10 protein-coding genes are annotated in these 16,275 nt (G+C 68.8%); 3 read left to right on the forward strand and 7 right to left on the reverse strand.

Features of this window, described 5'->3' with window-relative positions:
- Nucleotides 1–54: 54 nt before the first annotated feature.
- The 6 genes from OG912_RS36795 to OG912_RS36820 are packed head-to-tail and all read right to left on the reverse strand — an operon-like array spanning nucleotide 55 to nucleotide 6,272.
- Complete coding sequence (locus tag OG912_RS36795; protein WP_327713135.1) at nucleotides 55–378, reverse strand: L-rhamnose mutarotase; 324 nt, start codon at nucleotides 376–378, stop codon at nucleotides 55–57.
- Complete coding sequence (locus OG912_RS36800; protein ID WP_327713136.1) at nucleotides 375–1,907, reverse strand: sugar ABC transporter ATP-binding protein; 1,533 nt, start codon at nucleotides 1,905–1,907, stop codon at nucleotides 375–377. The genes OG912_RS36795 and OG912_RS36800 overlap by 4 nt, the downstream gene beginning before the upstream one ends.
- Nucleotides 1,904–2,980, reverse strand: coding sequence for an ABC transporter permease (locus tag OG912_RS36805; RefSeq protein WP_327713137.1), 1,077 nt, complete (start codon nucleotides 2,978–2,980; stop codon nucleotides 1,904–1,906). Before OG912_RS36805 ends, OG912_RS36800 begins: the two co-directional genes overlap by 4 nt.
- Nucleotides 2,977–4,059, reverse strand: a complete 1,083-nt coding sequence (locus OG912_RS36810; RefSeq protein WP_443061063.1) for an ABC transporter permease — start codon at nucleotides 4,057–4,059, stop codon at nucleotides 2,977–2,979. Before OG912_RS36810 ends, OG912_RS36805 begins: the two co-directional genes overlap by 4 nt.
- Nucleotides 4,056–5,144, reverse strand: a complete 1,089-nt coding sequence (locus OG912_RS36815; RefSeq protein WP_327713138.1) for a mandelate racemase/muconate lactonizing enzyme family protein — start codon at nucleotides 5,142–5,144, stop codon at nucleotides 4,056–4,058. The genes OG912_RS36810 and OG912_RS36815 overlap by 4 nt, the downstream gene beginning before the upstream one ends.
- A gap of 39 nt (nucleotides 5,145–5,183) precedes the next feature.
- A complete protein-coding gene (locus tag OG912_RS36820; RefSeq protein ID WP_327713139.1) occupies nucleotides 5,184–6,272 on the reverse strand; it encodes a substrate-binding domain-containing protein in 1,089 nt (362 codons plus the stop codon).
- A gap of 398 nt (nucleotides 6,273–6,670) precedes the next feature.
- Here OG912_RS36820 and OG912_RS36825 point away from each other — a divergent pair, with 398 nt between their 5' ends.
- Nucleotides 6,671–9,526: a glycosyl hydrolase family 95 catalytic domain-containing protein gene (locus OG912_RS36825; protein ID WP_327713140.1), complete on the forward strand. Its 2,856-nt coding sequence runs from the start codon at nucleotides 6,671–6,673 to the stop codon at nucleotides 9,524–9,526.
- A 67-nt stretch (nucleotides 9,527–9,593) separates the two neighbouring features.
- On the opposite strand, the gene OG912_RS36830 is transcribed toward OG912_RS36825, so the two are convergent.
- Nucleotides 9,594–13,328 carry a S8 family serine peptidase gene (locus OG912_RS36830; protein WP_327713141.1) on the reverse strand — a complete coding sequence of 1,245 codons (3,735 nt, stop codon included), beginning with the start codon at nucleotides 13,326–13,328 and terminating at the stop codon, nucleotides 9,594–9,596.
- A 339-nt stretch (nucleotides 13,329–13,667) separates the two neighbouring features.
- Here OG912_RS36830 and OG912_RS36835 point away from each other — a divergent pair, with 339 nt between their 5' ends.
- Together OG912_RS36835 and OG912_RS36840 are read left to right on the forward strand one after the other, a co-directional pair.
- Nucleotides 13,668–14,873 carry an esterase-like activity of phytase family protein gene (locus OG912_RS36835; protein WP_327713142.1) on the forward strand — a complete coding sequence of 402 codons (1,206 nt, stop codon included), beginning with the start codon at nucleotides 13,668–13,670 and terminating at the stop codon, nucleotides 14,871–14,873.
- 822 nt (nucleotides 14,874–15,695) lie between these two features.
- Nucleotides 15,696–16,001: an MbtH family protein gene (locus OG912_RS36840; protein WP_443061064.1), complete on the forward strand. Its 306-nt coding sequence runs from the start codon at nucleotides 15,696–15,698 to the stop codon at nucleotides 15,999–16,001.
- Nucleotides 16,002–16,275: the final 274 nt, after the last annotated feature.

The following is a 16,275-nucleotide window of genomic DNA, read 5'->3' on the forward strand; positions in this document are numbered from 1 at the left end:
AGCCGGCCACCTCGGCCGGCCCCGGCTCCGCCACGGAGGGCGGGGCCCGGCCGGTCACTCCATGAGGAACACCTGCTCCATCGACGCCCATCGCTCCCCGGCCGCCGCCTCCGCCACTGGCTTCTGGCACGGATCGGTGAGCCGCCACCACGCCTGCGTGGGCTCGTCCGCGGCCATCAGGGCGAGGTCGGCCGCCAGATCGTCGCCGTGGTACTCGAAGTAGGCGAAGAGCCGGTCGCCGAGGAGATGGATCGAGTAGTTCGTGATGTGACAATCGCGCAGACGGTCCAGCACCGGCTGCGGTACGCGGCGGTGCAGTGCGCGGTACTCGTCGAGCCGCTCGGGGAGGACCCGGATCACCTGGGCCACGCGCCTCATCCCGCATCGGCCTTCGTGGCCGCGCGGTCATGGATGATCCGGATGATCTGTTCGCTCATGCGTGCGTAGTCGTGGTCGTTGGCGACCTCTCCGCGAATCCGGTGATCCGCCATCACGACGACCCGGTCGGCCAGCGTGACCATCTCCGGGAGGTCGCTGCTGATCAGCAGAATGGGCAGACCGTTGCGGGCCAGCTCCCACAGGAGTTCGTGGAAGGCGTGCTTGGTGCGGACGTCGACGCCGACGGTCGGCTCGTCGACGATGAGCAGACGGGTGTCGGCAGCGAGCCACTTCGCCAGGCTCACCTTCTGCTGGTTGCCTCCGGAGAGTTCGCCGGCGGTCTGGTCGAGTCCGGAGACGCGGATACCCAGACGGTCGACGAGGTCCTGCGCGATGCGGCGCTCCTCGCGTGCCGGGACGAAACCCAGCACCCGGGCCAGCCTGCTCCATACGGTCACCGTGATGTTCCGGTGGATGGGCTGTTCGAGGAAGACACCTTCCTCCTTGCGGTTCTCGGTCAGGTAGCCGATGCCGTACCGGTGGAGCGCCTGCCGGGGCGAGCTGATCCGGGCGGTCCTGCCGTGCACCCGGATCTCCCCGCCGGTGCACCGGTCCAGGCCCAGGACCGCTTTCACGAGTTCGCTGCGGCCGGCACCCACCAGGCCGTACAGACCGACGATTTCGCCCGGGTGCACGTCCAGGCTGATGTCCTCGTGCCCGTCCGCGGTCGAGAGCCGGTCGAGCGAGAGGACCGGCGCCGCGCCGGCCTCGACGACGCGGGGTGACATATGCGCCGCCGAGTGGGCGCGGCCCACCATCAGGCCGACCACGTCGTCGTGCGTGTGATCCGCGAGCGGCGAGGACTCCAGCACGGACCGGCCGTCGCGGAGCACCGTGACCGTGTCGCAGACGGCGAAGACCTCTTCGAGCTTGTGGCTGACGAACACGACACAGGTGCCCCTGGCGGTCAGGCGCCGGACCACATCGAACAGCCGCTCCGCCTCCTGCGGCGACAGCGAGGCGGTCGGCTCGTCGAGGAGCAGCACCTTGCTGTCGGTGTAGAGCGCCTTGGCGATCTCCACCAGTTGCTGCTGCGCCACCGACAGCTCGCGGACGGGCCGGTGCGGATCGATGTCCAGGCCGAGTTCGGCCAGACAGCTGAGCGCCGGTTCCGTCATCGCGGCACGGTCGACGAGGCCGCGGCGTGAAGGAGGGCTCTGCAGGGTGATGTTCTCCGCGACCGAGAACCCGGGGATGAGGTTGCGTTCCTGGTGGACGACGCCGATGCCGGTACGGGTCGCCTCCAGCGGAGAGCGCAGCCGGACCTCGTCGCCCCGCCAGAGGAGTTGACCGCCGTCGGGGGAGTGCACCCCCGTCAGGACCTTGATCAAGGTGGACTTGCCCGCCCCGTTCTCGCCCAGCAGGGCATGCACCGAGCCCGCCGTGAGCCGCAGTGCGACGCCGTCCAGCGCCCGTACTCCGGGAAAGACCTTGAGGATGTCCCGGCAGTCGAGAAGGACGTCGTTCATCGCGCACCTCGCGTGTTTGTCAGGGCGGTGTTCGTAGCGCGGCCGGAATCCACCGGAGTTGACGGCACACGCCCCTGCGCCTTGCCCTTCTTCTCCAGACGCGTCTGGTGCATGCGCCCACCGACCACGGTGCTCAGCACGACGAGGCCGATGAGGAAGTTCACCCAGCTCGGATCCAGCGAGAACTGCGCCCGCGCGGCGTCGATCAGACGCATCACGAAGGCCGCCAGCACCGTTCCCAGTACGGCGACGGTGCCGCCGTTGAGCGCGACACCGCCGATGATGGGCGCGGCGAAGCTCGGCAGGAGCCAGTCCCCGCCGACGCTGCGGTTGACGCCGGGCAGCGAGGCCGTCGCGGTCAGCGCGGCTATGCCGACCAGCAGCCCGGACACCGTGTGGGCGAGCACGATCTGCCGGTCGGTGGAGATACCCGAAAGCCTGGCCGCGAGCGGGTTCCCGCCGGCGGCCAGCAGCCGGCGACCCGCTGTGGTCCGGTACATGAAGGCCGCGAGCAGGACGGCCGAAGCGAGCGCGACGAGGAAGACCAGCGGAATGTTCAACGGGGCCGCCCTGCCGAGATCCTTGAGAGTCCCGGAGTAGCCGTCGACGGTGCGCGTGCCGGCGAGCCGGTACTGCGCCCCCAGCAGGATCGTCATCGTGCCGAGCGTGACGATGAAGCCGTTGATCCGTGTCGCCACGATGAACAGTCCCGTCACCAGGCCGGTCAGGGTGGCCGCAAGGACGCCCGCCAGTACGGCGACGGGCGCCGGGACACCGTGGTCGGCCATCAGCACGCCCATCAGGCAGGCACTGAACCCGCCCAGGGCACCGACCGCCAGATTGAGCTGTCCGACGCACAACGCGACCATCTGGGCGAGGCCGATGAGAATCGGCGTGGCCAGGTACTGCAGAAAGGTGCGCACGGAAGGGCCGTCGAAGAACGAGCCCGACGAGGCCACCCCGAGGGCGGCGTACCCGATCACCGCGACACCCAGCAGCGTCGTCGTGGTCGAGTGGGCGAAGCGACGCAGGGCGGCGCCGGTCCGGGCTCCCCGATCGTTGGTCGTGGTCATGTGGAGCGCACCACCTTGCGATAGGACACGACGGTGCGCACGCGATCGGCCGACAGGGCCAGCAGGAGAACGCAGCCGAGGTAGATGTTCAGGCTTTCGAGACCGACGCCCAGCAGGTCGAGGCCCTTGCGGATGACACCGACCAGGGAGGTTCCGAGCAGCGCTCCGACCACGGAGACCACACCACCGGTGAGCAGCGTCCCACCGAGCACCGCGCCCAGGAACGACGGCAGCATGAAGTCGTCACCGATGGACGCGCGGAAGGTTCCGGTTCCGACGGCTGCCATGAATCCGGCGAGGGCGGCCAGCAGCCCCGACAGGGCGTGAGCGAGGATGATCCGGCGGCCCGTGGGAATCCCGGAGAGCTCCGCCGCCGCCGGATTGGCACCCGTGAGCAGCAGTTCCCGGCCGAGACGGGTGCACCCGTACAGGAAACCGAGACCGGCCAGCGCGAGCACGGTGAACTGGATCATCTGCGGGACGGCGGGGGAGCCGCACACCGGACCGACGCAGATGTCGGCCAGCGAGTAGGAACGGAGTTCGGCCAGTCCCGACGGCCTGGTGGTGAAGGCCGCGTTCTCCGTGAGCGCCGAGTACAGCAGGGAGACCAGGCCCATCAGTGCGAAGTCCATGGCCAGCGTCACGACGAAGGAACTCACACCGGTGCGCGCGATGATCCAGCCCGCCAGTGAGCCGATGGCCGCGCCGGCCAGCAGACACAGCAGCAGCCCGAGCGGCAGGGGCAGGCCGAGCCGGTCGTACCCGAACCCCGCGAACAGCGCCCCGAAGGCGGCCATGCGGCCGACCGCCAGATTCATGTGCCCGACGGACAGGGCCACCATCTGCGCGAGAGCCACCACGGTCAGGGTCGCGATGTCCCGCAGGAGCGGGAAGAGCACCAGACGTTCGTCGAGGAAGGCAGGCCGCAGAATTCCGAACAGGGTGCACAGGGCGAGGACGAGCACCAGCAGACCCAGCCGTTGGTTCACCCAGAACGGCAGCTTGTGGGGTGTGTGCGGCCCGGCCGGTGGTGCCGCGGTCTCCGGTTCGAGACCGGGAGGGGCGACAGGCGATGTCACTGCACCCTCCGGTTGTCGATGGCGTCCATGTCCCAGTCGATGCCGATGCCCGGCTCGTCGGGCGCGACGGCCATGCCGTCGCGGACGGTCATCTCGGTGCGGGTCACGGCACGCAGCTGGGGGATGTACTCCACGAACCTCCCGTTGGGCACCGCGGCGACCAGACTGACGTGCAGCTCCATCAGGAAGTGCGGGCAGACCATGATGTTGTGGCTCTCCGCCAGGTGCGCGACCTTCAGCCACGGTGTGATGCCGCCGATGCGGGCGGCGTCGACCTGCACGATGGAAGCGGCCCGCGTCTCCAGGTAGTTGCGGAACTGCGTGAGCGAGTACATGGACTCGCCGACGGCTATCGGAACCCTTGTCGCGCGTGCCAGCTGCGCATGACCGCCGATGTCGTCGGCCGGCATGGGTTCCTCCAGCCAGTACGGGGTGAAGGGCTCGATGGCGGAGGCAAGTTGGAGGGCGGATGAGATGGTCTGCGACTGATTGGCGTCCGTCATGATGTGCAACGACGGACCCACGGCCTCGCGTACGGCACGCATCCGCTCCGCGTCCTCGGCGACGTGCGGCTTGCCCACCTTGATCTTGACCCCCGCCCATCCGGCCTGCTGGGCACGGAGCGCAGACTCGACCAGATCGTCGGGGCTCAGGTGGAGCCAGCCGCCTTCCGTGTCGTACACGGGCACTTCGCGGCGATGACCGCCGGCCAGGCGCCACAGGGGCTCCCCGGCCCGTTTGCAGCGCAGGTCCCACAGAGCGGTGTCCACCGCGGCGAGCGCCAGGGAGGTGATGGCCCCGGTGGTGGTGGAGCGCGTCGAGGCGAACAGCCGTTGCCACAGCCCCTCGACGTTGCGGGCGTCCTCGCCGACGAGGAGGGGCAGCAGATGGTCCTGGAGCAGCGCCAGGACCGAGGACCCACCGGTCCCGATCGTGTAGGAGTAGCCGGCTCCCCGGAGACCGTCGGTGGAGGTGATCTCGACGAGGATCGTCTCCTGCTTGACGAAGGCCTGCACCGCGTCGGTGCGGTCCGTCTCCACTGCGATGTCGGCCAGCAGGGCCGTGGCGGTCGTGATGATGCTCATCGTGCGACGTCCGATTTCTTTAGTGCGGTGGCGGCAGGGTCAGTTGCAGCTGAGGACGTCGTCCGCGAACTGCTTCCTGAGCTGCTCGGTCTTGGCCTTCCGGTCGTTGTCGTAGGTGTCGACATTGGCCTCGGTGACGACGAAGGAGCCGGAGTCCACGGTCTGCCCGGGCTTGCGTACGGTGCACTGCCCGGTCTGCAGCAGCGCCAGCGCCCATGCGCCGATGTCGGCCTGTGCCACCGGGTTCTGTACGACGGTCGCGGTGACCGAGCCCTTACGGATCGAGCTGAGGATCTTGGCGTCGTCGTCGATGGCGACGACCTCGGCCTTCGAGCCGGTGCTGCTGACCGCGTCGGCGGCGGCCACCGCAGGGTTGTAGGCGGTGGCGACGATGCCCTGGATCCTGTTCCCCTTGGCGGCGAGCAGGTCCGAGACGGCCTTCTGCGCGGTCTGGAGGTCCTTGTCGATGTCGGTGATGGTCTGGAGCAGTTCGACCTTGCCGCCGGACTCGGAAACCGCCTTGGATACGCCCTTCATCCGGAGCTGTGTGTTGGCGTCGACGTTGTTGCCGGTGAGGTGCACCAGAGTGCCCTTGCCGCCCATCGCGTCGATGGCGGCGAGGGTCGCCTTGTACGCGGCGAGCTCGACATCCGTCGACAGGCAGAAGGCGGCCTCGTTCCTGCCACCGGCCGGACACGAGCCCAGCGAGGCCACCGCCAGCCCCTGCGACTTGAGGTCGGCGAACGTCGTGTTGATGTCGGTCGGCGAGACGCCGAACACACCGAAGGCGTTGTAGCCACGTGCCGCCAGCGTGGACAGCAGGTTGTTCTGCTTCTGCTGGTCCCATTCCGCCGTCTCGTCGAAGGCCACGTCGCCGAGTCCGTACGCCTTCTCGGCTGCCGCCCCGGCAGTCTTCCACGGCTGGAAGTACGGGTGGGCCCCACCGGGGACGAGCGCCACCTTCGTACCGGACCCGTCTGCGAGCTCGGCCCCGCCGCCTGCCCTGCCCGACGCCCGGGGCCGGTCGTTCGAGGGCTCACCGGAGGTCTTCACGGTGCAGGCGGTGGACGCCAGTAGAACCGCAACGGCGAGAACTCCGGGCACCACAGATCTGGTTGGGAGACGCATCTCCACCACCCTCTTCAAAATCAAATAGGAAATTGATGAGGCGATGGTTGACCAGTCGAATCACCTCGTCAAGACCCACGGCGCGATCCGTTTCGGGGGCGACGTTCGCCTCCTACCCCTTCAGGCGCCCAAGTTCCGTACCTGCGTGGTGAGTACGAAGAGGTTCATGGCGTCGAGTCCCTGCGTGACCCTCGCGTCGCTCCTGGGTGGTAGTGGTCCTGGGGTGCGGGGGTGAACCGGTGAGGCATGTGGAGCGTGACCGTGAATCGTATAGGAAACATTGGTCGAAGTCATTGACAGGGCACGCCCGTACCCGCTGCACTTCTGCCCAGGCGCCGCCTCGCAACCGCCGCACCCCCACGATTCGAGCACCGCTGCCCCAGAAGGAGCCGCAGTCCATGTCCCGTCGAACACCTGCACAGCACCCCGCCCAGGACGACGCCGGGATGTCGCGTCGCGGCGTACTGCGCGCGGCCGCTTCGATGACCGCCCTGCTCGCGCTGTCGTCACTGCCCGAATTCACGGCCGGCGCCGCTGCGGTATCGCGCTCTGACGCGCTGTCGCTCGTGCCGGAGGGCGAGGCCGTGACGCTCCGGTACTCCCGCCCCGGCGCCGAGGACCGGATGACCGAGGAGGGCCTGCCCATCGGGAACGGGCGGCTGGGTGCTCTCGTCACCGGCGACCCCTCGCGCGACACGATGGTCCTGGCGGACGCGACACTGTGGACCGGTCATGCCAATGCCGCACTCCAGTCGGACGGGCAGTTTCCCTACGGCACGGGCGACTTCGGTACGTTCGGGACGCTGGCCGAGACGTCGCTGGAGATCCCGGCCCACAGCCTCGGGACAGTCAGCGACTACCGCCGCACGCTGGACATGAGCAACGGGCTGGTCACCGCCTCGTACCGGACCGGTGGTGTCACCTACCGGCGCGAGATCTTCTCGAGCCACCCCGATGATGCAGTGGTGATCCGGCTGACGCAGAGCGGCGGCGGATCGTACACCGGGTCCCTGACCCTGTCCGGGACCCGGGGCGAAACCGTGGCGGCGAACGCGGGCGCCGCGGAGGTGTCGTTCTCGGCGGCACTGCCGAACGCCCTGAAGTACACCACCGTGGCAAAGGCTGCGGGGACCGGCGGCACCGTGTCGGCGGCGGGTGCGAAGGTGACGTTCAGCGGCTGCTCCGAGGTGGTCCTGATCGTCTCGGGCGGCACCAACTACAAGGCCGACCCGACCGTGGCGTACAAGGACACGTCGCTCGTGCCCCTGGACGTCGCCCGCACCAAGGCGACGCGGGCGGCGGCGGCCACCGGCACGGCGCTGCTCGCCACACACGTAGCCGACTTCCAGCGCCTGCAGCAGCGGATGGCCGTGAATCTGGGCACGTCGTCGGCCGCGCAGCGGGCGATGGACACGCCCGACCGGCTTGCTGCCCGTGCCGCCGCCGGCTCCGCGCCCGATCCCGAACTGGAGGTTTCATACCTGCAGTTCGGCCGCTACCTCACGATATGCGGCTCCCGCGGAAGTCTTCCCACCAACCTCCAGGGCCTCTGGATCGACACCAACACCCCGTCCTGGATGAGTGACTACCACAGCGACATCAATGTCCAGATGAACTACTGGCTGCCCGACCGTGCGGGATTGCCCGAGTGCTTCGACGCGTTCACCGAGTACTGCCTCGCCCAGCTGCCCGGATGGCAGGCGGCCACCAAGAACCTCTTCCAGGACTCCCGCAACCGATTCCGCAACACCTCGGGCAAGGTGGCGGGCTGGACCCTGGGCATCTCCACCAACATCTGGGGCGGCAACGGCTGGTGGTGGCACCCGGCCGGCAACGCGTGGATGAGCAACTCCCTGTATGAGCACTACGAGTACACCCAGGACGCCACGCACCTCGCCAGGATCTACCCGCTGCTCAAGGGAGCGTGCGAGTTCTGGGAGTCGCGGCTGATCACCACGACCGTGCCCGACCCCGCGACCGGCGGAACGAGGCAGGTCCTCGTCGATGACCACGACTGGTCACCGGAGCACGGACCGCAGGACGCACGTGGAATCACGTACGCGCAGGAACTGGTCTGGCAGCTCTTCCGGAACTACCGCGCCGCAGCAGCCGCACTGGGCAAGGACGCCGCCTACGCCGCCACCGTCGCCGGACTCCAGAGCAGGCTGTACCTCCCGGAGGTGAGCGCCACCAGCGGCTGGCTCGAGGAGTGGATGAGCGACGACAACCTCGGCGAGACGACGCACCGTCACCTCTCCCCGCTCATCGGCCTCTTCCCCGGCGACCGCATCGCCATCGAGGACTCACCGGCCGCACTCGTCACGGGCGCGACCAAGCTGCTGGAGGCGCGCGGCATGGCGAGCTTCGGCTGGGCCAGCGCCTGGCGGGCCATCTGCTGGGCAAAGCTGAAGCACGCGGACAAGGCGTACGAGCTCGTCCTCGACGTGCTGAGGCCGTCGGTGAACTTCAGCAACGGCAGCGCGATCAACCTGTTCGACCGGTACAGCTTCGGCAGCAGCTCGGTGTTCCAGATCGACGCCAACTACGGCACGCCCGTGGCGATGATCCAGATGCTGGTGCAGTCCCGTCCCGGACGGGTGGAGTTGCTTCCGGCCCTCCCGGGTGCCTGGGAGGCCGCCGGGTCCGTCACCGGAGTAGGGGTGCGCGGAGGCTTCACCCTGGACATGCGGTGGAAGGACGGCCAGGTCACCGAGGCGACGCTGCGGGGTGCGGCGGGCCGGTCCACCGATGTCGTCTTCGGGGAGTGGAGCAGCCACGTCACGATCCCCGCCGCCGGGTTCGTCACGGTCGCACCACCCGCTCAGCACTCCGTGTTCCAGCTGGTCAACCGCAGGTCGGGCAAGGCGGTCGACGTTCCCGGTGCTTCGACCGCCAACGGCACCGGACTGATCCAGTACACCCCGAGCGCAGCCGTGAACCAGCAGTTCCGGTTCATCCCGGTGGGCTCGGGGCAGTACGAGATCTACACCACGCACGGCGGCACACCCCTCATCTGGGCCGTCTGGGGCGGCGTCTCGGAGGCAGGCGCGAAGATCACCACGTGGACGCCCGAGCACAGCACCAGTCAGCAGTGGACGATCGCCGACGCAGGCGACGGCTACGTCACCCTCACCTGCGTGCGCAGCGGCAAGGTCCTCGGCATAGCCGGCGACTCGGCCGCCGATGGTGCGACGGTCGAGCAGCAGGAGGCCGACGGCGGCACGGGCCAGCAGTGGCGGCGCGTCGGCCGGTGAACTGACAAGCGACCACGCCGGCGGCAGGTGGGAGCCGGGCCCGACGGCCCGGCTCCCACCCGGAGTGCTACTTCCGCACGCCCACCGCGCGGATGATCTCCTGCTTGACCGAGCCGCCCCTGTCGTCGGCGGCCGAGGCCCGGACGGAGATGTACCGCGCGTCGCTCGGGACCCGCACGGAGCCGGTCCACGTGGCGGACTTGCCGCGTACGCCGTCGAGCTCAACGGACTTCCACGTCGCGCCGTCGTCGAAGGAGACCTCCAGCGCGGAGCCGGTGATCCTCCCGGTGTCCGGGGCTCCCTTGACGTACTCGGAGAAGATCCCGAGATCCAGCCGCCTCCCGGCCGGTACATCACCCCGGATGTCGGTGTCGACGTCGAAGCCGAGGTTGAGGAGCGGCAGATACGTCCACCGGTCGGCAGGCGTGGCCGACGACTTGAAGGTCCACTCGGAGTGGCCCTTCAAGGAGAGCCCCCAGACGTCCGGATCCATCGTGGTGTCGGTGACCACCCGGAAGTCCTGCTCGGTCGACTTGACGTTCCGGGCGTACGCCCCCGAGCTCTTTCTGCGGTCGACCTGCACTCCGTCCACGTAGACCTCGGTGAACTGGGTCAGTGACTTCTGGTTGTACACCTCGCCGAATCCGGTGTGGTCCGGTCCCGAGTCGCCCCAGCCCGGCGTGTTGAACTGCAGGTCGTTGCCCGCGCGCTGTTGGCCCCAGCCGAGGCCGGTACCCAGCCACGGGTGCCAGACAGGCTTGAACCAGTCGACCCCGGTGCGGATGCCGCCGCGGTAGTGCACGATGCCGCTGCGCTCCTCGAAGACGCCCGGGCCGCTTGACATGGACTCGTGCCAGTTCTTGCCGGGGCCGGAGCTGACGTAGTCGGTGCGCTCCGCCGGGAACTTGATCTTCTCCTGGAACCCCAGCCCGACGGGGAACGCGTCGGTGATCGAGTAGCGGAACTCGCCGCCGTCGGCAGCCTTGGTCGCGTGGAACTTGTTCTTGACGACGGCCAGTTCGCTCTTGGCCGGCCGGTACGTCAGGTCGGTGGGGATCGCCCCCGGGTATCCCTCCGTGAGGTCGTAGACGAACGGCGTGAACTGGGTGCCGGTCAGTTCCACTTTCTGGCCGAGCCGAGCAGCCTCGATCAGGCGCGCCCCGTCCTGCGCGTTCACTGTCGCGCTGTACAGGGGCCGGGTCTCCCCGTCGTCCCCGCTGAAGTCGGCCATCAGCCGTCCGGGCGCCTCGTCGGTGACGAACAGGGCCTCGGCGCCGGCGTCACGGGCGTTCTGGGCCAGCTCGACGGTCGTGACCGCGCCGGTATGGCGCACGACAACCGCCTTGCCCGCCACATCCTTGCCGGCGTAGTCGCCGGTGGATCCGGCACCCGCGTCGACCAGGGCCATGCGCTTGTTCCCGGTGAACATGTCCGATCCGTACTGCACGGCGGTTTCGCCGAGCCGTGACCCGCCCGTCTCGACATCGAGCTGAGGGCGGCCGAGCCGCCAGACGGTCCGGTACTCGAACGTGCCCGTGGCGGGCTTGCGGGTCGGCGCGGCGAAGATGCTGTCGTACTTCGGCGGGACCTGCGCGCCCCCGGAGAAGGTCGAGCCGTTCGCGGCCCGGCTGAATCTCATCAGCAGCTGACGGGTCTGGGTCCGCTGGTCCACCTCGGCCCGGATCTCCCGCAACTTCGTCCCGTCGAGGGTGACTTCGCGGTCACGGTCCATGGTGACCTCGGGCTCGGTGAGCAGACCGAGGCCCAGCGAGTCCTTGCCCCTGCTGCCGCGCACGTCGAGGAAGGTCGACAAGGTGTACATGCCGGGCTGCAGCCGCAGCTCGAGCGTGCCGGAATCGCCGACCTGGGCGGGGAAGGGGTCCGAGCCCTTGGCCAGCTGCTTCACGGCGAGGTTGGCGGCGGATGCCGCGCCGTCCCGGTCCTTGACGTGGACGGTGAGGGTGTAGCGCTCGTTCTCCTTGGTCAGTCCGAAGGCCGTGTGCGCGACGACCGTGTCGCCGTCCTTGGCGAGGATCCGGCCGGAGGTGGCGCCGACGGCTGCGGCGGTGCCGTCACCCGTGACGGTGGTCTGCGCGGTGCCGTGTGCCGGCACGGTGAGAGTGGAGTCGGCGAGGGTGACCACTCCGGCGGGAGCGCTCTCGGCCGTCAGTGCCAGGGTGACCGGCCGGTCGGAGGAGTTGGTGTAGGTCAGCGTCTTCGTGACCGGCTTGTTCTCCTCGTACGGCCAGCTGATGAAGCCGAGATCGGCGCTGCCGGTCGCGGTGATCTGCGCGGCGATGGCGGACGGGACGTCCACCCGGCCCGCACCCACCTCGTACGACGTGCCGCCGATCTCCTTGGACGTGCTCATCAGCCCGTCCTTGAGCTGCTGTCCGCTCCAGTCGGGGTGCTTCTCGGCGAGCAGCGCCGCCACGCCCGCGACGTGCGGGGTGGCCATGGAGGTGCCGCTCATCGATGTATACGGGCCGCTGCCGCTGACGAGCTGCGAACGGGCCGCGAGGATGTTCACGCCCGGCGCGGACAGGTCGGGCTTCAGCGCGTTGTCGCCGAGACGCGGCCCCTGACTGGAGAAGGCGGCAAGCCGGTCGGCGGAGTCGACCGCGCCGATCGTCAGCGCGGAGTCGGCCGCGCCGGGGGAGCCGATGGTGCCGGGGTATCCGGAATTGCCGGCCGCGATCACGAACAGGGCACCCGTGTCCGTGGAGAGAGAGTTCACCGCCTGGGCCATTGGGTCGGTGCCGTCACTGCCCTGCGACGATCCGAGGCTCATGGAGACGATCTTGGCGTGTACGTCCTTGGCCGCCCACTCCATGCCGGCGATGATCTGGGACTCCGTGCCGGACCCCTGGTCATTGAGAACTTTGCCGACGGCGAGCTCGGCGCCGGGCGCGACGCCCTTCTCCTTGCCGTCGGATGCGGCGCCACTGCCACCGACGGTGGACGAGACATGCGTGCCGTGGCCGTGCCGGTCGGCGACCTCCTGGCCGTCGATGAAGCTCCTGGTCTCGCTCACCCGGTCCGTGAGATCGGGGTGGGTCAGGTCCACGCCCGTGTCGAGGACGGCGACCTTGACGCCCTTGCCGGTCAGCCCGGCCTCCCAGGCTGCGGGGGTGCCGATCTGGGCGTTGCTGGTCTCCATCGCGGCGTCGACGCGTGCGTCCAGCCAGATCTTCTCGACGCCTCCCGACAGACGCGCAGCTCCTGAAGTCGCGCCGCGTGCCCCGGGGGTGGCGTCCGATGCGACCGCGCGCCAGAACTCCCCGGACCCCGACGCCTTCACGGCCGCGCCCCCGATGCTCGGCAGTCCTCGGACCTGACGGGCTCCGCGGGGCGTCGCGCTCCGGGCGTTCTTCGTGTACGTCACGATGAGCGGGAGTCCGTCGGACGACGGGTCTCCGAGCCCCTGTTCGAGCAGAGCGGTGACGTCGAACAGTTCGGCGTCGAGGACGCCTGACCGGAGGTAGGGCCGGGCCTCGTCAGGTATGACAGTGATCCGCCCGTCGGATATCTCGCTGCGAACCGCTCCGGTCGCGCCCTCGGGACGCTCCACGGCGACCGACTTCCGGCCCGCTCCGAGGTCGGTCACGGTCACCTGGTCGCCGGTGACGAGAGTGACGGTTCGCGCGGTGCTGGGTGCGTGCAGGGGCGGCGCGGCGCGTTCTGCGCCCGCATCCCTCGTCCCCAACGCCCCGGTTGCGAAAGCCTGTCCTGCCGGCAGCAGGATGAGCGACAGCCCTGCTGCGAGCAGCCGGCGTCTCCGCCTCGCGGATAATCTGGTCATGGTTGACTCTCCTCCGCGCACCCGGTGATGGGTGGTGCCGGGTGCTGCGAAGAGTTTTCGCGGTGGTGGATGGTGTGTCGACCTGTCGGCCCTGACGGATGTCCGCCCTGACGGGGACCCGTCAGTTACGGCTGCGCTGTGCGGCATCGCCCTACGGGCGGTTTCGGCGGTTGGTGAGCGTGCCGGCCGAGTCCCGGGCCACGCCCGGTTGAGACACGGTCAACTCGGCTGCGTCACATGGCCCGTTCCTCCGCCGTGTCGCGGCTTCACTCCGCTGCGTGCTCTCATCACGCGTTTGGGGGACTGTGCTTGGTGTACGCGTGGTCCAAGATCGATTGCATGAGAACCTCCTTGATCCGCCGTGCGTCTGTTGCGGCCCTGGTGCTTGCGGCGACGATGGCTCCCGTGGTGGCGGCCCGGCCGAGCGGCGCCGATCCGCGGTCGGACACGGCCGCCGCGCGGTCCGGTCCCGCCGCGAAATCCCTTCTCGGGGCGAAGGCCCGGTTGCTGGGCGAAAAGATCGTTCCGTACAAACTCGCCTTCCGGGGCACGACGGTTGGCGGGCTCTCCGGCATCGACCGCAATCCGTGCACGGGCGAGTACGTCATGATCAGTGACGATCGTTCGAATCTTCAGCCCGCCCGCTTCTACACCGCCAGGATCGGGCTGGACGGCGCCGGTGTGCACTCCGTCGACTTCACCGGCACCCACCCGTTCCTTCAGCCGGACGGCTCGCCCTACCCGCCGGCGAGCGTCGGCGACGGGAAGGCCGTGGACCCGGAGGAGGTGCGGGTGGACCCGCGCAGCTGCCGGTACTGGTGGGCGCAGGAAGGCGACCGGCCGGCGTCGTCGAGCCAGCCGGTGATCCAGCCGTCGATCCAGTTCGCCAACCGCCTCGGCGCCTACCGTGGCCAACTGCCACTGCCGGCCAACTACGAGGTCACCCTGGACGATCGGGGCCCCCGGCGGAACAAGGCCGTCGAAGCGTTCACGTTCGGGGACAGGGACCGCGTGGTGACCAGCGCCGTCGAGGGGCCGCTGCTTCAGGACGGCCCGGATCCCACTCTGGAACACGGAGCCCTTGTCCGTGTCACCCAGCAGAGCCGGGACGGCCGGGTGCTCGGACAGTTCGCCTACCCCGTCGAAAGGATCTTCGCCGAGTCGGACCCGTCCAGCCCGTGGCCGCCGGACACCGGGGTGCCCTCGATCCTCGCGTTCCCCGATGACCCCAGCCGCTACCTCGTACTCGAACGGAGCTGGGTGGCGGGCTCGGGCTACAAGATCCGCCTCTACGACGCCACCACCCGTGGGGCGACCGAGGTACAGGACATCGACTCCCTGGCCGGCCGTCAGGTTCTGCCGATGCGCAAGAAGCTGGTCGCCGACTTCCATGACCTGGGCCTGTCCACGGTCGACAACACCGAGGGTATGACCTGGGGCCCGGCTCTGCCGGGCGGCGAACGGAGCCTGCTCCTCGTCAGCGACGACAACTTCGCCGACGACGCGGTCACCCAGCTTGTCGCACTCGGCATCCGCACCCGCTGAAGCGAGCGGTTCCACCCCGGCTCAACCGCCGAGCGGCTCCCGCCTTCTGCCTCGTGCGCCCGGAAGTCTGTCACCGGAGATACCTCAACGGGATGTACTGAGGCAACGCAGGGCAGTTGATGGTCCGAGGGCAGGTCGTGGCGCCAAGTCGGCGCCGCGACCTGCTCTGTAGCCCAGAACTGTTTCTCGGCAACCCACCCCTGGCGGCGGAGAGCAGGTCCGCGGCTGAGCTCTTGCCCGTTGCCTTCCGTCTCACGGCGCCCGCAGCAAGTCGGGCGCCGTCGGCATGTTCGCACACGCGTCGTCGGCGGCGGCGCGAGGCATGCACATTGAGGCAGTCGACCTGGTCGTCAACGTCAACCCGCCGGCCGACGCCCGCAGGACGGCCCGCGTGCGCCGCTGGCTCGCCCTGCACTGCCCGGCGCGGCGGCCAGAAGGCGGGGCGCGTGACCGGCGCACGGGAGCGCGGCGTGATCTGTCCATGCCGGAGAGTCTGCGGGCGCACGCCGGCGGTTATCCGGATTTGCTCGGGTCGTATTCAGTGATACTCGCACAATAGGGGCACGGGGTGGCTGAATATTTCCGTTGAGGGCGGGTTGGCGTGTGTCTTGGGAGACCCGCTGCCTGGTTGGTTCCTTGGGTGTTGGTAAGTAATGGGCTGGATTTGCATCTTCGGCCGTTGAGGGTCATCTATTGTGATTGGGGTGGACGGGGTAAGCCAGGAAACTCTGGCGCGCCCGTCGGCATGGCATCGGTATCTCAAGGTGAAACGTATTCCCGCCATGCGTGGCCGATAGTGCACCGCGAGGGGTGGGCGGGTCGGTGGCCTGGGTGCAGAGAATTGATCTCCGCATGCATGCTTCTGATGAACATGTCGTGGAAAGCGTGAGAACAAGTCAGGGGGCGGTCATGAGCAATCCTTTTGATGACGAGTCGGAGCGGTTCGTGACGCTGGTGAATGGTGAGGGTCAGTACTCGCTGTGGCCGGCGCGCATCGATATCCCGGGCGGCTGGAATGTGGGCGGGCCGGAGGGATCGCGGCAGGAGTGCCTCGATGCGATCGAGGCCGCATGGACGGACATGCGGCCCACCAGCCTGGTGCGGGCGATGGAGGCCGGCACAGGATAGAGGCGTCCCGATCATGGAGGCCGGCACAGGACAGAGGCTTCCTGATCGAAGAAGGTGTCGCCGGCCCCTAGTGGGCCGGGCGGGTTCCGGCACTCCTTCTGATCGAGTTTGCTCGAATTAGAGCAAACTCGATCAGGGGAGCGTGGTAATCGGTCGTGCCTCGCCCGTAAGTTCTCATACCTCATTCCTGCGGCTGTCGTGAATCATCGGTGGACCGTCGCATGGATCGTCCCTGATTCGTGAAGACAGCGAAGTGCCTTGCCGGGTGCCTGAG

It is taken from the genome of Streptomyces sp. NBC_00464 (genome assembly GCF_036013915.1).
In the GTDB taxonomy this organism is placed as follows: Bacteria; Actinomycetota; Actinomycetes; order Streptomycetales; family Streptomycetaceae; genus Streptomyces.